The 20,284-nt window shown below is 75.7% G+C and carries 13 protein-coding genes and 1 pseudogene; 13 read left to right on the top strand and 1 reads right to left on the bottom strand.

Features of this window, described 5'->3' with window-relative positions; all coding sequences use genetic code 11:
• A pseudogene (locus ACI796_RS20470) lies at positions 1-559 on the bottom strand (UDP-glucose 6-dehydrogenase); the annotation flags it as partial.
• 187 nt (positions 560-746) lie between these two features.
• On the opposite strand from ACI796_RS20470, the gene ACI796_RS20465 reads away from it, so the two are divergent.
• The 13 genes from ACI796_RS20465 to ACI796_RS20405 all read left to right on the top strand — a co-directional run bounded on the left by ACI796_RS20465 (position 747) and on the right by ACI796_RS20405 (position 20,248).
• Positions 747-1,346 carry an acyltransferase gene (locus tag ACI796_RS20465; RefSeq protein ID WP_456943058.1) on the top strand — a complete coding sequence of 200 codons (600 nt, stop codon included), beginning with the start codon at positions 747-749 and terminating at the stop codon, positions 1,344-1,346.
• Positions 1,347-1,377: 31 nt separating this feature from the next.
• Complete coding sequence (locus tag ACI796_RS20460; RefSeq protein WP_456943057.1) at positions 1,378-2,649, top strand: MFS transporter; 1,272 nt, start codon at positions 1,378-1,380, stop codon at positions 2,647-2,649.
• Positions 2,642-3,724, top strand: coding sequence for a TolB family protein (locus ACI796_RS20455; protein ID WP_456943056.1), 1,083 nt, complete (start codon positions 2,642-2,644; stop codon positions 3,722-3,724). The genes ACI796_RS20460 and ACI796_RS20455 overlap by 8 nt, the downstream gene beginning before the upstream one ends.
• Positions 3,725-3,839: 115 nt before the next feature.
• Entirely contained in the window at positions 3,840-4,865 is a 1,026-nt protein-coding gene (locus tag ACI796_RS20450; RefSeq protein WP_456943055.1) for a dTDP-glucose 4,6-dehydratase, read from the top strand.
• 310 nt (positions 4,866-5,175) lie between these two features.
• Entirely contained in the window at positions 5,176-6,696 is a 1,521-nt protein-coding gene (locus ACI796_RS20445) for a sugar transferase (protein WP_456943054.1), read from the top strand.
• Entirely contained in the window at positions 6,696-12,656 is a 5,961-nt protein-coding gene (locus ACI796_RS20440) for a DUF4082 domain-containing protein (RefSeq protein WP_456943053.1), read from the top strand. The genes ACI796_RS20445 and ACI796_RS20440 overlap by 1 nt, the downstream gene beginning before the upstream one ends.
• Positions 12,657-12,795: 139 nt before the next feature.
• Complete coding sequence (locus ACI796_RS20435) at positions 12,796-13,842, top strand: Gfo/Idh/MocA family protein (protein WP_456943052.1); 1,047 nt, start codon at positions 12,796-12,798, stop codon at positions 13,840-13,842.
• 91 nt (positions 13,843-13,933) lie between these two features.
• Positions 13,934-15,097 carry a DegT/DnrJ/EryC1/StrS family aminotransferase gene (locus tag ACI796_RS20430; RefSeq protein ID WP_456943051.1) on the top strand — a complete coding sequence of 388 codons (1,164 nt, stop codon included), beginning with the start codon at positions 13,934-13,936 and terminating at the stop codon, positions 15,095-15,097.
• Complete coding sequence (locus ACI796_RS20425; protein WP_456943050.1) at positions 15,094-15,801, top strand: NeuD/PglB/VioB family sugar acetyltransferase; 708 nt, start codon at positions 15,094-15,096, stop codon at positions 15,799-15,801. Before ACI796_RS20430 ends, ACI796_RS20425 begins: the two co-directional genes overlap by 4 nt.
• Positions 15,798-16,931, top strand: a complete 1,134-nt coding sequence (locus ACI796_RS20420; protein ID WP_456943049.1) for a DegT/DnrJ/EryC1/StrS family aminotransferase — start codon at positions 15,798-15,800, stop codon at positions 16,929-16,931. The genes ACI796_RS20425 and ACI796_RS20420 overlap by 4 nt, the downstream gene beginning before the upstream one ends.
• A complete protein-coding gene (locus ACI796_RS20415; RefSeq protein WP_456943048.1) occupies positions 16,924-17,523 on the top strand; it encodes an acyltransferase in 600 nt (199 codons plus the stop codon). The genes ACI796_RS20420 and ACI796_RS20415 overlap by 8 nt, the downstream gene beginning before the upstream one ends.
• Positions 17,520-18,761, top strand: a complete 1,242-nt coding sequence (locus ACI796_RS20410) for a glycosyltransferase (protein ID WP_456943047.1) — start codon at positions 17,520-17,522, stop codon at positions 18,759-18,761. The genes ACI796_RS20415 and ACI796_RS20410 overlap by 4 nt, the downstream gene beginning before the upstream one ends.
• Entirely contained in the window at positions 18,758-20,248 is a 1,491-nt protein-coding gene (locus ACI796_RS20405) for an oligosaccharide flippase family protein (RefSeq protein WP_456943046.1), read from the top strand. The genes ACI796_RS20410 and ACI796_RS20405 overlap by 4 nt, the downstream gene beginning before the upstream one ends.
• Positions 20,249-20,284 lie beyond the last annotated feature (36 nt).

Genomic DNA, 20,284 nt, shown 5'->3' with positions numbered 1-20,284 from the left:
CGTAGACCTCGTCGAGCAGGGCCTCGGCGATCTGCCCGGCGCCGTCGGCGGGCAGGCCGTAGACCAGCCGGTCCGGCCGCAGGGTGTCGGCCACGGCGAACCCCTCCCGCAGGAACTCCGGGTTCCACGCCAGCAGCACCCCGGGCACCTTCTCACCGAACAGGGCGGCGAGCCCGGCCGCGGTCCCCACCGGGACCGTGGACTTGCCCACCACCAGGTCCCCCGGCTGCACCACCTGCAGCAGCGCCTCCGCGGCGGCCTGCACGAACCGCAGGTCCGCGGCGTACTCGCCGTGCTTCTGCGGGGTGCCGACGCACAGGAAGTGCACCCGGGCACCGGCCGCGTCGGCGACGTCGGTGCTGAACCGCAGCCGCCCGGAGGCCAGCGTGACGCCGAGCAGCTCCTCGAAGCCGGGCTCGTAGAACGGCGCCCGACCCGCACCCAGCGCGGCGACCTTGCGCTCGTCGACGTCGATGCCGACCACCTCGTGACCGAGCTCGGCCATCGAGGCCGCGTGCACGGCCCCGAGGTAGCCGCAGCCGATGACCGACAGACGCACGCCGAACTCCTCGCTGGTGACCTGCAGGAAAGGGGGGGAGCGGGCGAACGGTAGGTCCTCGGGTGGTCCCAGCGCCACCACCTGCCCCACGGCCACCACCACCAGCGGTCACACCAGGGGGTGGTCGTGCGACTGCGGCGCGCATCCGGACCCACAAGAGCCGGATCTGCTGCCATAGTCGCCCGCCATGGAGCTGAGGCACGTGCTGACGCGGCTGGCCGAGGTCCGGGGGCGGCTGCACGGAGCACCGCGGACCCGCGTGCGCCGGCTCGCCCGGCTGACCCGCGAACCGGGCGCGGCCATCGAGGTGGGGGAGTACCTGGACCTGGGGTTCCGGCACGACAAGGGCCGGCCCTACCCGTCGCAGCTGGTCGTCCGCAGCGGCGGCCGCATCCGCGTCGAGGGGACGTTCGTCGTCGGGACCGACTTCCAGATCTGGGTCGACAACGGCGCCGAGCTCACCCTGGGCACCGGCGGCGGGGCCAACTACGGGCTGCAGCTGTTCTGCTCGAACGCCATCACCATCGGCCGGGACTGCTTCATCGGCTTCGGCGTCAGCATGCGCGACAGCGACGACCACTGGATCGCCGGCGGGTCCGGCCCCGGACCGATCGTCATCGGCGACCACGTCTGGATCGCCAGCCGGGCCATGATCATGCCGGGGGTGACCATCGGGGACGGCGCGGTCGTCGCCGGTGGTGCGCTCGTGACCCGGGACGTGCCGCCCCGGACCCTCGTGGGCGGCGTCCCGGCCAAGGTCATCCGCACCGACGTCGACTGGAAGTGACGGCGGGACCGCCCCCGTCCTGAGGGAGAACATGTACGCGAGCGTCCGAGACGTCCCGCGCACCGGGCCGTCCCGCGGCCGGCCCAGGTCCGGGACACGGACCCGGGTCGGCGGGACCGTCGTCGCGCTGGGCACCGTCAGCCTGCTCACCGACGTCTCCTCCGAGATGGTGTCCGCGGTGCTGCCCGTCTACCTGACGCTGGCGCTCGGGCTCACGCCGCTGGCCTTCGGCGTCCTCGACGGGCTCTACCAGGGGGTCTCCGTCCTCGTCCGCGTCGCGGCGGCGTTCGCCGCGGACCGGACCCGCCGTCCGCGGGCCACCGCCCTGGCCGGGTACGGGCTCTCGGCGGTCTGCAAGGTCGGGCTCCTGGTGGTCAGCGGGGCGGCCGCGATCGGTGCCGTGCTCGCCGTCGACCGGACGGGCAAGGGGCTGCGGACCGCGCCGCGGGACGCGCTCATCGCCGCGGCGGCACCGCCGGACCTGCTCGGCCGCGCCTTCGGGGTGCACCGCGCGATGGACACCGTCGGCGCGCTGCTCGGGCCGCTGGTCGCCTTCGCGCTCCTGCTGTACCTGCCCGGCGACTACGACAGCGTCTTCCTCGCCAGCTTCGTCGTCGCGGTGCTCGGCGTGGCGGTCCTGGTCGGGTTCGTCCGCGAGCGCCCGGCCGCCGTGGGCACCCCGCCGCCGGGGTGGCGCAGCCTCGGCCGGCTGCTCACCGGCCGGTCGCTGCGGCGGGTGGTGGTCACCGGCGGGTTCCTGGGCCTGCTGACCGTCAGCGACGGGTTCCTCTACCTCCTGCTGCGCGAGCACGGTGCCGTGAGCGCGCGGTACTTCCCCCTGCTGTTCGTCGGGACCGCGCTCGTGTACCTGGTGCTCGCCGTCCCGATGGGCCGGCTGGCCGACCGCGTGGGCCGGGTGCCCGTCCTCGTCGGCGGGCACGTCGCCCTGCTGGTGGCCTACGCGGCCCTGCTGCTCGGGGTCGGGGCCCGCGCCGGGCTGACCGCCGTCGTCCTCGCCGGCCTCGGCGTCTACTACGCGGCCACCGACGGCGTCGTGTCCGCGCTGGCCGCCGAGCTCAGCCCCCCGGACCTGCGCACGTCGGGCATCGCCGCGGTGCAGACGGCGGTCGCCGGCGGCCGCCTGCTGTCCGCCGTCCTGTTCGGGCTGCTGTGGACCGCGTGGGACCAGCAGACGGCGATGGCGGCGTTCACCGTGGCCCTCGCCCTCGCCGTCCCCGTGGTCTGGCGGCTGCTGCGGGGCGTCGAGCGCGTCCCGGCCGGGGGAGGGGACGCCGGTGCCTGAGCGCAGGACGTCCGCCCCGCCGCGCGGCCGGCCCCCGGCCCCGCCACCGGTGTCCCGGCGCCGCATCGGCGTCGTCGCCGCGGTGGCGGTGCTGTGCATCGGCGCCCTCGTCGCCTACCTCGTCGTGCAGCGGCGAGCCGACGACGCGGCCGCTGCCGCCGCCGCGGCCGACGAGGCGGCGCGGGCCCGGCTGGCCGTCGAGGACGTGCTGGCCGTGCCGCACCTCGTGGTCCGCACCACCGAGCCCGGCCCCTCGTACGGGCAGGTCGCGCTCGTGCCGCTGTCCGACCCGGACGGTCCCCGGGCCGTGCTCGACCTGTCCTGCGAGCGGATCTCCGCGGTCGAGCGCGGGGCCATCTGCCTGCAGGAGGTGCCGGGGCTCGTGACGACGTACCGGGCGGTCCTCCTCGACGGGGACCTCACGGAGGTCGGCACGCAGGACCTCGGCGGCATCCCGAGCCGGGCCCGCATGTCCAGCGGCGGCTCCTACGCGGCGTCGACGGTGTTCGTCACCGGGCACGCGTACACCGACGCGCAGTTCTCGACCGAGACCGTCATCACCGAGATGGCCGGCCGGACGTCGCTGGGCAACCTGGAGACCTGGACGACGCTGCGCGACGGCGTCGCCGTGACGGCGGAGGACCGCAACTTCTGGGGCGTCTCCTTCGTGGGCGACGGCCCGGCCTTCTACGCCACGATGGGGACCGGCGGTGAGCGGTACCTGGTCCGCGGCGACGTGACCACCCGGACCCTGACGGTGGCGGCGGAGAACGGCGCGTGCCCGTCGGTCTCGGCGGACGGGACGACCGTCGTCCTCAAGGAGCAGGACCCCGAGTCGCGCAACGACCACTTCGTCGCCCTCGACCTCGCCTCCGGCGGGCGCACCCCGCTCACCGAGGGGCGGATCGTGGACGACCAGGTCACCTGGCTCGACGACGGGCGGGTCCTCTACTCCGTCGGCAAGGGCGTGGCCTCCTCGGTCGACTTCGACGTGTGGGTGGCCGACGTCGACGGCGGGCAGCCGGTCCTCCTCGTCCCCGACGCGTCCTCCCCCTCCGTGGTGGGTGGGGGCTAGTGCACCCGGCCACCACGACCGAACATCCGTCCCCGGCCGGCCGGCGGGGGACGGGCGGACGACGGCGACCGCCGGCGTGCGCCACCGGACCGAGCACCACCTCCCGAGGAGAGCGATGAGCACACTGGACGGAACGAGGGTCGTCGTGACCGGCGGCGCCGGATTCATCGGCAGCCACCTGGTCGAGGAGCTGCTGCTCCGGCGCGGCGTCGGCCAGGTGCGGGTGCTCGACGACCTGCGCAACGGCACCCTGGACAACCTGGCGCACCTCGCCGACGACCCCCGGCTGGCGGTCGACGTCACCGACATCCGGGACGAGCCGGCCGTCGCCGCGGCGCTCGACGGCGTCGACGTCGTCTTCCACCTGGCCTGCCTGGGCGTGCGGCACAGCCTGCACGACCCCTTCGAGAACCACCGGGTGAACGCGGAGGGGACCCTCCAGCTGCTCGAGCTGGCCCGGGCCGAGGCCGTCGGGCGCTTCGTGCACGTGAGTTCCAGCGAGGTCTTCGGCACCGCGCAGTACGCCCCGATGGACGAGACGCACCCGACCTGGCCCGAGACGGTCTACGGCGCCAGCAAGCTGGCCGGCGAGGCGTACGCGCGGGCGATGTTCCGCACCCACGGGATGCCCACCGTCGTGGCCCGGCCCTTCAACACCTTCGGCCCGCGCAGCCACTTCGAGGGCGACAGCGGCGAGGTCATCCCGCGCACCATCGTCCGGGCGCTGTGCGGGCTGCCGCCCCTGGTGTTCGGGGACGGCGAGCAGACCCGCGACTTCATGCACGTGACCGACACCGCCGCGGGCCTCGCGACCCTCGCCGAGACCGACGCCGCCGTGGGGCGGACGGTGAACCTCGGGACCGGCCGGGAGATCACGATCAACCGGCTGTGCGAGGTCGTCACCGCGGCGGTGGGGGTCCCCGGGCTCACGCCGGAGCACCTCGAGCCCCGCCCCGGGGACGTGCTGCGCCTGGTGGTGGACGCCCGGCTGGTGGAGGAGCTGACCGGCTTCCGTCCCGCGGTGTCGTTCGAGCAGGGCATCACCGAGCTCGTGGAGTGGTTCCGTGCCCGGCCGGAGTCGCCCGAGGAGATGCTCACGCGGATCGAGGACCGCAACTGGGTGGTGCCCGCGACCGCCTGACCGCGCCCCGCGGGCGCGCGGCACCGCGGACCCCGCGGCCGGGGGACCTCCGGCCGCGGGGTCACAGCCGTGTCCGCGACTCACCCTCGCGTCGCTACTCTCCGCATTTAGTTGGCCACTGCCACTCCACTGAACAGCGACTTCCTGCGGCACCGTGCGCAAGAGGGTTGCGCAGAGTCACCACCCTCTGGTTGCTTGACGCGGCCTCCCCCAGCCGGCGCCCCGGGCGCTCGCGGGTGAGGCATGGCACGAGGAGCCACCTGCCCGGTGCGCTCCGGCTGATGGGTCGACGGGGGGCCGGGCGATGCTCATGGGGAACGACGGCTTGCTCGACGACGACCGGGCGCGCCCCGGCCGGCCCGCCCTCGGGCTCTCCCCGGGGCGCCGGGAGGCCGGCGGGTCCCCGGGACGGGGTGACCGCGGCCGCCGCCCGCTGCGCCGGTGGATGAGCTGGTACGTCGTCGCCGCCGTCGTCGCCGACGTGCTCGCCGCGGCCCTCGCCGGGGTGACCGCCCAGGTCGTCCGCTTCGGCACCGACGTCGGGCCCACGATGGCGGCGGCGCTCGTGCTGCTGCCGTTGGGCTGGGCCGCTCTCGTGTTCGTGACCGGCGGCTACGCCGTCGGCGACCTGGGCAACGGCAACGAGGAGTTCCGCAGCGTCTTCCGGGCCGGCGTCGTCCTGCTGGCGGGCATCGCGCTGGTCTCCTACGCCGGGGCGCTCGAGCTGTCCCGGGGCATGGTGGTCATCGCCGTCCCGGCCGCCGTCCTCGCCAGCCTCCTCGGCCGCCACCTGCTGCGCCGCCGCCTGCACGCGCTGCGCGCCCGCGGGCGGTGCCTGCGCACGGTGGTCGCGGTGGGCCGGGAGCGGGCGGTCCTCGACCTGGTCCGCCAGCTGCGCCGGGACCGCAACTGCGGCATGGACGTCGTCGGCGCCTGCGTCCCCGACCCCCAGCGCGCGGAGCTGCTGCGGGCCGAGGGCGTCGCGGTCGCCGGGGACCTGGCGGAGGTGACGGCGGCCGTCCGCAGGCTGGGGGCCGACGCCGTCGCGGTCACCAGCTCCAGCGAGACGGCCGCGGTCTACCTGCGCCGGCTGTCCTGGGAACTGGAGGGCTCGGGCGTGGAGCTGCTCGTGGCCCCGGGCCTCATGGAGATCGCCGGGCCGCGGATGCACATGCGCCCCTTCATCGGCCTGCCCCTGGTGCACGTCGAGGAGCCCGCGTTCACCGGCCCCAAGCGCCTGGTCAAGGCCGCCATGGACCGGTCGGTCGCCGTCCTGCTGCTGCTCACGGTCCTGCCCGTCCTGCTCGCCGTCGCCCTGGCCATCCGGCTGGACGGGCCCGGTCCGGTGCTGTTCCGCCAGCGGCGCATCGGCCTCGACGGCCGGCCGTTCACGATGCTCAAGTTCCGCACGATGGTGACCGACGCCGACGCGCGGCGCTCCGCGCTGGCCGACCGCAACCAGAACGCCGACGGGCTGCTGTTCAAGGTCGCCGACGACCCCCGCGTCACCCGCGTCGGCCGGGTGCTGCGGCGCCTGTCGCTCGACGAGCTGCCCCAGCTGCTCAACGTCGTCGGCGGCCAGATGTCCCTCGTCGGACCCCGGCCGCCCCTCCCCGGTGAGGTCGCCCTGTACGACGACCAGGTCCGCCGCCGGCTGCTGGTCAAGCCGGGTCTCACCGGCCTGTGGCAGGTCTCCGGCCGCAGCGACCTGACCTGGGAGGAGGCCGTGCGGCTGGACCTCCGCTACGTCGAGAACTGGTCGCTGGCCCTCGACGTCCTGATCCTCTGGAAGACGTTCTCCGCGGTGGTGCGTGCGGACGGGGCCTACTGATGGCGAACGGGACGCCGGCCGGCCTCCTCCGGCGGGGGCTGGTCTGCCTGGTGGTCCTGGCCGCCTCCGTGCTGGCGGTCAACCTCTCCGCCACCCCGGCCCGCGCCGCGGACCCGTGCGCCACGCCCGTCGTGAGCCGGGTGGCGTGCGAGAACACCCTGCAGGGGACGACGGACTGGCAGGTCAGCCCCGACACGAGCATCGAGGGCTTCACCACCGACATCAGCACGAACGTCGGCGGCCGGGTGGACTTCAAGGTCCGGACGACCGCCCGCTCGTACTCGATCGACGTCTACCGGCTGGGCTGGTACGGCGGCGACGGCGGGCGCTACGTCACCACGCTGACGCCGAACACCCTGCCGCCCCCGGCGCAGCCGGAGTGCGCCCGCAACGCCGCGACCGGCATGGTCGACTGCGGCAACTGGACCGTGTCGGCCAGCTGGCAGGTGCCCACCGGCGCCGTGTCCGGGGTGTACGTCGCCAACCTGCGGGCGGTCACCGGCGCGGAGAACCAGATCACCTTCGTCGTCCGCGACGACGCCTCCCGGTCCGACGTCGTCCTGCAGACCTCGGACACCACCTGGGCCGCCTACAACAACTGGGGCGGGGCCAGCCTCTACGACGGCAACGGGCCCGGGAGGGCCGGACGCGCCTACGCGGTCAGCTACAACCGGCCGCTGAACCCGAACGTGACCACCGGCCGGCTCATGTACGCCGAGTACCCGATGATCCGGTTCCTCGAGCAGAACGGGTACGACGTCTCCTACGTCGCCGGCGTCGACGCCGACCGGCGCGGCGCCCTGCTCGCCAACCACCGGCTGTTCCTGTCGGTCGGCCACGACGAGTACTGGTCCGGCGCCCAGCGCAGCGCCGTCGAGGCCGCCCGCAACGCGGGCACCAACCTCGCCTTCTTCAGCGGCAACGAGATGTGGTGGAAGGTCCGCTGGGAGCCGTCGATCACCGGCAGCCGCGACGCCCACCGGACGATGGTCTCGTACAAGGAGAGCCTCGACGGCGCCCGCACCGACCCGACGGGGGAGTGGACGGGCACCTGGCGCGACCCGCGCTTCGCCACCGGCGTGACGCCCGAGAACGCGCTCATCGGGCAGCAGTTCAAGGTCAACGGCGAGTACGGCCGGCGCACCGACGCGATCAGCGTCCCCGCCGAGTTCGGCCGGGCACGGCTGTGGCGCAACACCGACGTCGCCCGCCAGCCGGCCGGCGGGACCTACACCTTCGGCCCGGGGACGCTGGGCTACGAGTGGGACGCGGACTTCGACAACGGCCACCGGCCCGCCGGGCTGGCCAAGCTCTCCTCGACGACGGTGGACGTCGTCGAGCCCGACGTCCTGCAGGACGACTACGGGGTGTCCTACGCGCCGGGGAGGGCGTCGCACGCCCTCACGCTGTACCGGTGGGCACCCAGCGGTGCGCTGGTGTTCGGCGCCGGGACCGTGCAGTGGTCGTGGGGGCTCGACGACACCCACGACGGCGGCCACGCGGTGGCCAACACCCCGATGCGGCAGGCCACCGTCAACCTGTTCGCCGACATGGGGGTCCAGCCGGTCACGCCGGCGGGCGACCTGGTGCCGGCGAGCCGCACCACCGACACCGCCCCGCCGGTGGTCACGGTGACCTCCCCGGCCACCGGCGCCGTCGTCGGCACCCCGCTGACCATCGCCGGGACCGCCACCGACGCCGCCGGCGTGGTGAGCGGCGTCGAGGTGTCCGTCGACGGGGGCACCACCTGGCACCCGGCGGAGGGCCGGGCGAACTGGAGCTACACGTACACCCCACCGGCGTCGGGACCGCTGAGCGTGCGCGTCCGCGCGGTCGACGACAGCGCGCGGCTGTCGACGCCGGTCGGCTACGACTCGACCGTCGGGCAGCGGACCTGCCCGTGCAGCCTGTGGTCCACCGCGACGACGCCGTCGGTGCCCGCGGCCGACGACCCGACCCCGGTCGAGGTCGGCGTCCGGTTCCAGCCCACGGTCGACGGCTACGTGACCGGCATCCGCTTCTACAAGGGCCCCGGCAACACCGGCACCCACACCGGCACCCTGTGGTCGGCGGCCGGCCAGCCGCTCGCCACCGGCAGCTTCGGCAGCGAGTCGGCCACCGGGTGGCAGACGCTGGTCCTCCCCACGCCGGAGCCGGTCTTCGCCGGGCAGTCCTACGTGGCCTCGTACTACGCCCCCGCGGGGCGCTACGCGGTCACCGGCGACTACTTCACCACCCGGGGCGTCTCCAACGAGCCCCTGGTCGCGCCGGCGAGCACCGCTGCCGCGCCCAACGGCGTGTACCGCACCGGCTCGCCCGGGTTCCCGCAGGACTCGTGGGCCGGCAGCAACTACTGGGTCGACGTCGTCTTCCAGACCCAGCCGCCCGCGGACGGCTCGGCCCCGACCGCCACGGTCGGGTCGCCGGCGGCCGGGAGCAGCAGCGTGGCCCGCACCGTGACGCCGGAGGCCGTCTTCTCCGAGCCCGTGCAGCCGGCCAGCATCGTCATGACGGTGACCGGTGCCGACGGCGCCGCGGTGCCCGGCTCGGTCTCCTACGACCCCGGCACCCGCCGCGCCCGTTTCACCCCGACCGGGCAGCTGGCCGCCGGGACGGCGCACACCGTCTCGGTGACCGCCGCGCGGGACGTCTCGGGGAACCCGCTCGCGAGCCCGCTGACCTGGACCTTCACCACGATGAGGGCGCCGGCCACACCCGGCGTCTGCCCGTGCAGCGTGTGGGACGACACCGCGGTGCCGGCGGTGCTCTCCGCCGCCGACACCGCCGGGGTCGAGGTCGGCACGCGGATCCGCGTCGCCGTCGACGGGACGATCACCGGCATCCGCTTCTACAAGGGGCCGCAGAACACCGGCACGCACGTCGGGACGCTGTGGTCGGCCACCGGCCAGGAGCTCGCACGCGCGACGTTCGGCCCCGAGACGACCAGCGGGTGGCAGCAGGTCTCCTTCAGCCAGCCGGTGACGGTCACGGCCGGGACGACGCTGGTCGTCTCGTACCACACCGACACCGGCGGCTACTCCATGACCGCGGGCGGCCTGGCGACCGCCGTGACCTCGGGACCGCTCACCGCGCTCGCCGACGGCGACGGCGGGGGCAACGGCGTCTACTCCTACGGGGCGCGCACCTTCCCGACGCAGCGCGGTTCGGCCAACTACTGGGTCGACGCGGTGTTCGTGCCGGCGCAGGACACCACGCCGCCGGCCGTGGAGGGGACGACGCCCGGCGCCGCCGCGACGTCCGTCTCCGTCGACGTCCGCCCGTCGATCACGTTCACGGAGCCGGTCCAGGCCGGCTCGGCCACGATGACCGTCACCCGGGACGGCGGGGGAGCGGTCGCCGGCACCGTCGCCGCGACCGACACCGGCCGCGGGGTGGTCTTCACGCCCACCGCGGCGCTCGCGGCGGGCGCGACCTACACCGTCAGCGTCACCGGGGCGAAGGACCGGGCCGGCAACACCATGTCGGCCCACACCTGGCGGTTCACCACCGCCGGGAACGGCTCCTGCCCCTGCACCGTGTTCGGCGACGCCGTGCCCGCGACGCCGGCGGTGTCCGACACCTCGGCCGTCGAGCTCGGCGTGCGGATCCGCTCCGACGTCGACGGGTGGATCACCGGCGTCCGCTTCTACAAGGGCACGGGCAACACCGGCACGCACACCGGCACCCTGTGGTCCGCGGACGGCCGGGTGCTGGCGTCGGGGTCCTTCTCCGACGAGACGGCGAGCGGCTGGCAGCAGCTGACCTTCCGGACGCCGGTCCCGGTCACGGCCGGGACGACGTACGTCGCCTCGTACCACGCGCCCAACGGCCGCTACGCCGCCGACACCGGGACGTTCACCGACCGCGGCCGCGACAACCCGCCGCTGCACGCGCTGCAGAGCACCGCCGGCGCGCTCAACGGGGTCTACGCCTACGGCGACGGCGGGGTGTTCCCGGAGAACTCGTGGCAGGCCACCAACTACTGGGTCGACGTCGTGTTCGCGACCGCCGCACCGGCCGACACCACGCCGCCGGCGGTCAGCGCCACCTCGCCGGGGCAGGGCTACACCGGCGTCGCGACCGGCTCGCCGATCGAGTTCCGGTTCGACGAGGCGGTGGACGCGGCCTCGGCGGGCGTCGCGGTCACCGCGGGCGGCGCCGCCGTCGCCGGCACCGTCTCCGCGCCCGACGCGACGACGCTGGTCTTCACGCCGGCCGCGCCGCTCCCCGCGGGCGCCGAGGTCCGCGCGGTCCTCAGCGGGGTCCGCGACCGGGCCGGCAACGCCCTGGCGGCGCCGTACACGCTCACCTTCACGACGGCGACGACCAACCCCTCCGCCTGCCCGTGCTCGCTGTTCGGGCTGGGGGAGACGCCCGCGGTCGCGGCCGCGAGCGACACCGCCGCGGTCACGCTGGGGGTGCGCTTCACCAGCGACGTCGACGGCTGGGTCACCGCCCTGCGCTTCTACAAGGGCGCGGGCAACACCGGCACCCACACCGGGTCGCTGTGGGCCGCCGACGGCAGCCCGCTGGCCTCGGCCGTCTTCCGCTCGGAGAGCGCCACCGGGTGGCAGCAGGTGGTCCTCGACCGGCCGGTGCAGGTCTTCGCCGGGCAGGTCTACACCGCCGCCTACTCCACCCAGGTGGGGCGGTACTCCTACACGTACAACGGGTTCGCCACCTCCGGGATCGACCGGGGACCGCTGCACGCCCCGGCCGCGACCAGCGGCTCGCCCAACGGCGTCTACGCCTACGGGAGCGCGCGCTTCCCGAACCAGGGGTCGACCACGAACTACTGGGTCGACGTCGTCTTCGTGACCCAGCTGCCGGCCGGGACGTCCGCGGCGAGCGTGACGCTGGCCGCCGCGGTCGAGGACGCCGCGCCCGCGCCGGACGCGACGGCCACCCGGGTCGCGGACACGGGGACCGCCACGCCGGCGGAGGCCCCGACGAGCCCGGCGCCCGCCTCGACGTCCTCGGCGCCGTCGTCCACGGCCCCGACCACCACGTCCACGGCTCCGTCCACGTCCCCGGCGCCGACGTCCCCGGCGCCGACGACCACGGCGCCGACGACCACGGCGCCGACGACCACGGCTCCGACGACTCCGGCTCCGTCGACTCCGGCTCCGTCGGCCCCGGGGACACCCGCGGCCGACGCCCCCGCGGAGCCGCAGACCGTCTCGGTCTTCACCGCGGACGACACCCCGCCGGCCGAGGCGGTCGACGACGCGACGCCGGCCGAGGTGGGCATGCGGTTCACCTCCTCGACCGACACCTGGGTGACCGCACTGCGCTTCGCCAAGGGCGCCGGGGCCACCGGGACGCACGTCGGCAGCCTCTGGTCCGACACCGGCCAGCGGCTGGCCTCGGTGACCTTCACCGACGAGACCGCGGACGGCTGGCAGGTGGCGGAGCTGGGCAGCCCCGTGCCGCTGGCCGCGGGCCGCGAGTACGTCGTGAGCTACACCGCGCCGGAGGGCCGGTGGTCGGCGACGCCGGAGGGCCTGACCGCGGCACGGTCCTCGGGACCGCTGACCGCGCCGGCCGACGGCGAGCGGCCGAACGGCCTCACCGGCCCGCCGGGCGCCTTCCCGACGCAGTCCGTGGCCGGGGCGAACCCCTGGGTGGACGTCGTGGTCACCACGGCCGCGCCGGAGGGCGGCGACACCGTGGCGCCCGTCGTCACCGCCCGGGGACCGGAGGGCGCCGCCCCGGCCGGCAGCGCCCCGACCGCGCTGTTCTCCGAGGACGTGACCGGCGTCGAGATGGTGCTGACCGGGCCCGACGGCGCGCCGGTGCCGGCCCGCACCGTGTACGACCCGGTCACCCTGGTCGCCCGGCTGGAGCCGGAGGCGGCCCTGACCCCGGGCGCCGGATACACGGTGTCGGTGGTCGCCGCCCGGGACCGCGCCGGCAACGTCCTGGCCTCGCCGGTGACCTGGCTGGTGACGGTCGGGTGAGCGTCCGCGAGCCGGTCGTGTCGCCACACCGGGGGATGCCGCGCGCGAAGCCGGTCACACCGGGCGCGCGAGAGGACACACTGCCCCGGGCGGTGCACGGGACGACGAGGAACCACACCACGCAGCGACGGGGGAGCACGTGAGCGATCGGATCGGCATCGCCGTCATCGGCGCCGGCTACTGGGGGCCCAACCTGGTGCGCAACGCCCAGGCCACCCCGGCGATGCGGCTGGAGTACCTCTGCGACCTCGACGTCGCGCGGGCCCGCCAGGTGCTCGGCGACTACAGCACCGTGCGGGCCACGCCGGACCTCGACGAGGTGCTGTCCGACCCCGCGGTGGACGCCGTGGCGGTCGCGACCCCCGCCGGGACCCACCTGGGCATCGCGATGGCGGCGCTGGCCGCCGGCAAGCACGTCCTGGTCGAGAAGCCGCTGGCGGCCACGTACGCCGACGGCGCGAAGCTCGTGCAGACCGCCGAGGACGCCGGGCTGGTCCTCATGCTCGACCACACCTACTGCTACACCCCGGCGGTCAGCCACCTGCGCGAGCTGCTGCACGGCGGCGAGCTCGGCACCCTCCAGTACCTGGACTCGGTGCGGATCAACCTCGGCCTGGTCCAGGCCGACGTCGACGTCATCTGGGACCTCGCCCCGCACGACCTGTCCATCCTCGACTCGCTGCTGCCCGAGGGCGTCGTCCCGGTCAGCGTCGCCGCGCGGGGGTCGGACCCGCTGGACTGCGGGCAGGTCTGCGTCGCGCACCTGGCGATCGAGCTGTCCAACGGCGCCCTCGCACACGTGCACGTGAACTGGCTGTCGCCCACGAAGATCCGCACGTTCATCGTCGGCGGCTCCCGGCGCACCGTCGTCTGGGACGACCTCAACCCGGCCCAGCGGCTGGCGGTCTACGACCGCAGCGTCGAGACCCGCGACCCGAGCACGCTCGGCGTCGAGGCCCGCAACCAGACGCGGGTCTCCTACCGGATCGGCGACATGGTCGCGCCGGCGCTGCAGGAGCGCGAGGCCCTGCGCGTGATGATGGGCGAGTTCGCCGCCGCGATCACCGAGCGCCGGCCGCCGCTCACCGACGGGCGGGCCGGGCTGCGGGTGCTGCGCCTGCTCGAGGCGGCCAGCCAGAGCCTGCGCGAGCACGGGCGCGCGGTGCCCGTGGAGCCGCCGCGGTGACCCTGCGGCACGACCGGATCCACCTCCCGGCCCCCGCGCGCCCGGCCCCGCCGGCCGCGTCGCAGGGCCGCCCCGACGAGGAGCAGCACGCATGACCGCCCTGACACCGCCCGTGACCGGCCTGCCTCCCATCCCGGTGATGCGGCCCTGGCTCGGGGACGAGGAGGCGGCGGCCGCCGCGGAGGCCGTCGCGTCGGGCTGGGTGGCCCAGGGCCCCCGGGTGCGCGCCTTCGAGGAGGAGTTCGCCCGGCGGGTCCAGGTGGCCGAGGGCGTGGCGGTCAGCAACTGCACCACCGGCCTGCACCTCGCGCTGCACCTGCTCGGGGTGGGGCGCGGCGACGAGGTCGTCGTCCCCTCGTTCTCCTTCATCGCCACCGCCAACGCCGCCCGGTACGTCGGGGCCGACCCGGTGTTCGCCGACGTCGACCCGGTCACCGGCAACCTCACCGCGGAGACGGTCGAGGCGGTCCTCACCCCGCGCACCCGCGCGGTGGTCGTCGTCCACCAAGCCGGCGTCCCGGCCGACACGGAGGCGGTCCACCGGCTGTTCGACCCGCTCGGCATCCCGGTCGTCGAGGACGCCGCCTGCGCGATCGGCAGCACCCTCTACGGCCGGCCGGTCGGCGCCGACGTGGACCTGGGCGCCTTCTCCTTCCACCCCCGCAAGGTGGTGACGACGGGCGAGGGCGGCATGCTCGTGACGCGGCGCCCGGAGTGGGCGGCACGCGCCCGCCGGCTGCGCGAGCACGGGATGAGCGTGAGCGCCGCCGAGCGGCACGCCGGCGGGATCGTCGCGCCCGAGCAGTACCTCGAGCCGGGCTTCAACTTCCGCATGACCGACGTCCAGGCGGCGATCGGGCTGGTGCAGCTGACCCGCCTCCCGGCGATGGTGGCCCGCCGGCGGGAGCTGGCCGCCCGGTACCAGGCGCTGCTGGCCGACGTCCCGGGCCTGCGCACCGTCACCGACCCGCCCTGGGGCCGGACCAACTACCAGTCGTTCTGGATCGTGCTGCCCGAGGGCGCACCGACCACGCGCGACGCCCTGCTCGAGACCCTGTCCCGCGCCGGGATCACCTGCCGGCGCGGGATCATGGCCGCCCACCTCGAGCCCGCCTACGCGGACCGGCCGCGGGTGAGCCTCCCGGTCACCGAGCACCTGACCGCGCAGAGCCTGATCCTGCCGCTGTTCCACCAGATGACCGAGGTCGACCAGGACCGCGTGGTCGCGGTGCTGCGCGACGTGCTGCTGCGGTGAGCGGCGCTCCGCGGCCGCTGGTGGTGCTCGGCTCCGGGGGCTTCGCCCGGGAGACCGTCCAGCTGCTGCTCGCGCACCCGGCCAGCGGCCCCGGCGGGGAGAGCTACACCCCCACCTGCGTGCTCGACGACGACCCGCGCCGGCACGGCACCGCCGTCGGCGGGGTGCCGGTCACCGGGCCGACCGACGACGCCGCCGCCCACGTCGCGCGCGGTGCCGCGGTGGTCGCCTGCGTCGGCAACCCCGGCGCCCCGGACTCCCGGCGCCGGCTGGTGGCGCGGCTCGGCCTCCCCGACGAGGCGTGGGCCACGGTCGTCCACCCGCTGGCCAGCGTCTCCCTCGACAGCGTCGTCGGCCCGGGCAGCGTCCTGCACGCCGGCGTCGTGCTCACCGCCGCCGTCCGGCTCGGCCGGCACGCCGTGGTCATGCCGCACGTCGTCCTGACCCACGAGGACGAGGTCGGCGACGCGGTCACCTTCGGCGCCGGGGTCCGGCTGGCCGGCGGGGTCACCGTCGGGGAGGCCGCCTACCTCGGTTCCGGGGCGCTCGTCCGCGAGGGACGGCGCATCGGCGCCGGCGCGGTCGTCGGCATGGGTGCCGTCGTGGTCCGCGACGTCCCACCCGGTGAGGTCTGGGCCGGCAACCCCGCCCGCCCGCTCCCCAGCTCTGCTGTCCACCCCCACCTCGAGGAGGCTGTCCCGTGACCACCGTCGCCCCGGCAGCGGCCGTGCCGCTCGTCGACCTCGGCATCCAGCGCGACCGGATCGCCGGGGAGGTCGCCGAGGGCTTCGCCCGCGTCCTGGCCGCCACCGCCTTCATCGGCGGTCCCGACGTCGCCGCGTTCGAGGAGGAGTTCGCCTCGTACACCGGTCGCGCGCACTGCGTCGGCGTCGGCAACGGCACCGACGCGCTGGAGTTCGCGCTCCGCGCCGTCGGCGTCGGCGAGGGCGACGCCGTCGCGCTGCCGGCCAACACCTTCGTCGCCACCGCCGAGGCGGTGCTGCGCGCGGGTGCGCGGCCGGTGCCGGTCGACGTCGACGACGAGCACCTGCTCCTCGACCCGGACGCGCTCGAGCAGGTCGCCGCCCGCTGCCGCGCCGTGGTGCCGGTGCACCTGTTCGGGCAGATGGCCCCGATGGCCCGGGTGCGGGAGGTCGCCGAGCGCCACGGCCTGCTCGTGGTCGAGGACGCCGCGCAGTCGCAGGGCGCCACCCACCAGGGGGTGCCGATGGGCGGGTGGGGCCACGCCGCGGGCACCAGCTTCTACCCGGGCAAGAACCTCGGGGCGTTCGGCGACGCCGGCGCGGTGACCACCGACGACCCCGAGGTGGCCCGTGCCGTGCGGCTGCTGGCCAACCACGGCAGCGAGGTCAAGTACCAGCACCCGGTTCTGGGCTTCAACTCCCGCCTGGACACCCTGCAGGCCGTCGTCCTGCGCGCCAAGCTGCGCCGGCTGACCGAGTGGAACGCCGAGCGGGTGGAGGCGGCCGAGCGCTACGCCGAGCTGCTGTCCGACGTCCCGGGCGTGCGGGTGCCCCGGGTCGCCCCGGGCAACGAGCACGTCTGGCACCTCTACGTGGTGCGGGTGGCCGACCGCGACGCCGTCCTCGCCGAGCTCAACGCGGCCGGCGTCGGGGCCGGGATCCACTACCCGGTGCCGGTGGCCCGCACCGGCGCCCTCGCCGGCGCCGGGGTCCGTCCCGAGGACTTCCCGGTCACCGAGCGGGCGGCCGGCGAGATCCTCTCCCTGCCGCTGTACCCGGGCATCACCGCCGACCAGCAGCTGCGCGTCGCCGAGACCCTGGCGGCCGCGGTCGCCGCGCGCCGTGGCTGACCGGGAGCCCCCGGCCGGGGTGCGGGTGCACCCGCTGGGCCTGTGCGAGAGCGACGACGTCGGGCCGGGCACCCGGGTGTGGGCGTGGGCGCACGTGCTGCCCGGCGCCCGCGTCGGCGCCGACTGCAACATCTGCGACCACGCATTCGTGGAGGGCGGCGCGCGGCTCGGCGACCGGGTCACCGTGAAGAACGCGGTGCTCGTCTTCGACGGCGTCGAGGTGGGCGACGACGTCTTCCTCGGCCCGAACGTCGTGTTCACCAACGACCTGCGGCCGCGGGCGCACGTCAAGAAGGGCCCGGAGGCGCTGCTGCCCACGATCGTGGAGGACGGCGTCACCCTCGGCGCCGGCACCGTCGTCGTCTGCGGGACCCGGATCGGCCGGCACGCCTTCGCCGCCGCCGGGTCGGTGGTCACGCGGGACGTGCCGGCGCACGCCTTCGTCGCCGGCAACCCGGCCCGCCGGCGCGGGTGGGTCTGCTCCTGCGGCGAGCGGCTGCCCGAGGACCTGACCTGCACCGCCTGCGGGCGCCCCCACGTCCTCGCCGCGGGGGAGCTCCGTGAGGTCGTCGCGACGGGAGCGGCGGGATGAGGCTGCTCGTGCACCCGCACCTCATGGAGATCGGCGGCAGCCAGCTCACCGCCGTCGAGCTGGCCGCCCGGGCGCAGGCCGACGGCCACGAGGTGCTGGTGTTCGCCCCCGACGGCGTGCTCGTCGACCGGGTGCGGGAGCTGGGCCTGGAGTACCACCGCGCCCCGGTCGAGAACTCCTGGCCGTCGGTGCGGACGATGAACGAGCTGTGCCGCCTGGTGCGGGACCGGCGCATCGACCTGGTGCACGGCTACGAGTGGGGGCCGGCCCTGGACCTCGCCTACGGCCCGCACCTGCGGCTGGGCGTGCCGATGGTGGTCACCGTCCTGTCGATGTACGTCTCCCGCGTGCTGCCACGGCACTTCCCGCTGGTCGTCGGCACCCGCGAGCTCGCCGACGAGGCGCGCACGCGGCACCGGGAGGTGCACCTCATCGAGCCGCCGATCGACACCGACCTCAACGCCCCCGGCCCCGACCGGGCGGGCGCCCGCCGGCGGTTCGGCGTCGCCGACGACGAGGTGCTGCTGGCCGTCGTCTGCCGGATGAGCGCGGACCTGGACAAGGCGGCCGGCGTCCTGGAGGCGATCACGGCCGTCGGCCGGTTGTCCCGGCGCCGGCGCGTGCGGCTGCTCGTCGTCGGCGAGGGCCCGGCCGCGGGCGACGTCGAGAGCCGCGCCGCGGAGGTCAACGCCGCCGCGGCCGACGCCGGTGCCGACCGGCCGCCGGTGGTCGTGGCCGGCGGGCTGGTCGACCCGCGGCCGGCCTACGACGCCGCGGACGTGGTGCTCGGCATGGGCAGCTCCGCGATGAAGGGGATGGCCTTCGGCAAGCCGCTGGTGGTGCAGGGCAGCAACGGGTACTGGCGGCTGCTCACCCCGGAGACCGTGCCGGAGTTCCTCGAGCAGGGCTGGTACGGCCACGGGCAGGGCGACGGCGCGGCGCTGCTCGAGCGGGTCCTCGACGACCTGCTCGACGACCCCGCACAGCTGGTGCCGCTCGGCGCCCTGGGACGCCGACTGGTCACCGACCGGTTCTCCCTGACCGCCGCCGCGGCCCGCCAGGAGGAGGTCTACCGCGGCGCCCTCGCGCGGCGGCTCACCCGCGCCGAGGTCGCGCGGCGGCTGGCCCGGCCCGCGGTGCGGCTGGCGAAGTTCCAGGCGGTGGAGGCCTCGCCGCGCCTGCAGGGCTGGGCCGACCGCCGAGAGGCGGTGCGCGTGGCGGCAGGAGCGGGCCGGTGACCACCGCCCCGGCCGACGGCGCCCCCGCCCTCGAGGGCCAGGTCCGCCGCGGCGTGGCGTGGGGGACGCTCAACAGCCTCGTGCTGCGCGCCGGGAACCTGCTCATCGGCATCGTCGTCGCGCGGCTGCTGTCCCCGGAGGCCTTCGGTGTCTTCGCGGTGGCGCTGACCGTGCAGACGGTGCTGGTCACCCTCGCCGACCTCGGCATGGCCCCCGACCTGGTGCGCGCCGAGGACCCCGACCGCCGCGCCCCCACGGTCGCCACGATCAGCCTGGCCAGCTCGGTCCTGCTCGCCGGGCTCATGGCGGCCACGGCGGTGCCGGTGGCCACCGCGCTGGGCAGCGCCGCGGCCGCGCCGGTGATCGTCGTGCTGGCCTGCACGCTGGTCATCAGCGGCGCCGGCGTGGTGCCCGGCGCCCGGCTGGTGCGCGAGTTCCAGCAGTCGAAGGCGTTCGTCTGCGACCTGTCCAACTTCGGCGTCAGCACCGTCGTCACGATCGGCCTGATCCTCATGGGCATGGGCCCGATGGCCCTGGCCTGGTCGCGGCTGGCCGGCCAGTTCGTGGGCACGACGCTGCAGTTCGTCCTCACCCGCACCCGGTTCCGGCTGGGCTTCGACCGCGACGTCGCCGGGAGCGCGCTGCGCTTCGGTGCCCCGCTGGCGGCGGCGAACCTGCTGTCCTGGGCGCTGCTCAGCGTCGACAACGTGGTGGTGGCGCGGACGTCGGGCGAGGTCGCGCTCGGCTTCTACGTGCTGGCGTTCAACGTCTCGTCCTGGCCGATGACCGTGATCGGGCAGGCCATCCGGACGGTGACCCTGCCCGCGTTCGCCCGGCGGCAGGACGACGACGGGGCGGCGCTCGGGCGTGCCGTCGGGCTCTCCGCCGCGGTCGCGGGCCTGGCGGGCGCGATGCTCGTCGTCCTCGCGGTGCCGGTGGTCGTGTCCCTCTACGGCGCGCGCTGGACGCCGTCCGCGGACGCGCTCGCCGGGCTGGCCGCCTTCGGTGCGCTGCGGGTGGTCCTCGACGTCCTGGCCACCTTCCTGGTCGCCCGCGGCGCCGCCCGCCCGGTCCTGCTGGTCCAGGTGTGGTGGATCGTGACGCTGGTGCCGGCCATGGTGCTCGGCGTGCGGTGGGGCGGGCTCGCCGGCGCCGGCTGGGCGCACGTCGTGGTCGGCGTGCTGCTGGTGGCGCCGGTCTACCTGGTCGCCGTCCGCGCGGCCGGCGGGCGGGTGTCGACGGTACTGGGCAACGTCTGGCCGCCGCTGCTGGCCGCCGTGCCCGCCGGGGCCGTGGCCTGGCTGGTGAGCGGCCAGTTCTCGTCGTCGTGGCTGGCGCTGGCCGCCGGCGGCCTCTGCGGGACCGCCGTCTACGCGCTGCTGGTCTTCCGGTGGGTGCGCCGGCACGCCGCGCGCTCCACCGCGGACGACGGCGCGCCGGTCCCGGACGCCGCGGCCGTCGCCGGGGAGTCGCCGGCGCGGGCCTGACCGACGACGGCCGGGCCCGGGGGAGCACCCCGGGCC

The organism is Geodermatophilus sp. SYSU D00525, from assembly GCF_054050475.1.
Note: the sequence above shows the minus strand (reverse complement) of the source record. Positions and strands in the feature narration are given on the sequence as shown.

Bases quoted from the DNA above. Each gene is read 5' to 3' on its own strand.
- ACI796_RS20465 (WP_456943058.1), top strand. From the start codon at position 747: ATGGAGCTGAGGCACGTGCTGACGCGGCTGGCCGAGGTCCGGGGGCGG.
- ACI796_RS20460 (WP_456943057.1), top strand. From the start codon at position 1,378: ATGTACGCGAGCGTCCGAGACGTCCCGCGCACCGGGCCGTCCCGCGGC.
- ACI796_RS20450 (WP_456943055.1), top strand. From the start codon at position 3,840: ATGAGCACACTGGACGGAACGAGGGTCGTCGTGACCGGCGGCGCCGGA.
- ACI796_RS20445 (WP_456943054.1), top strand. From the start codon at position 5,176: ATGGGGAACGACGGCTTGCTCGACGACGACCGGGCGCGCCCCGGCCGG.
- ACI796_RS20440 (WP_456943053.1), top strand. From the start codon at position 6,696: ATGGCGAACGGGACGCCGGCCGGCCTCCTCCGGCGGGGGCTGGTCTGC.
- ACI796_RS20430 (WP_456943051.1), top strand. From the start codon at position 13,934: ATGACCGCCCTGACACCGCCCGTGACCGGCCTGCCTCCCATCCCGGTG.
- ACI796_RS20410 (WP_456943047.1), top strand. From the start codon at position 17,520: ATGAGGCTGCTCGTGCACCCGCACCTCATGGAGATCGGCGGCAGCCAG.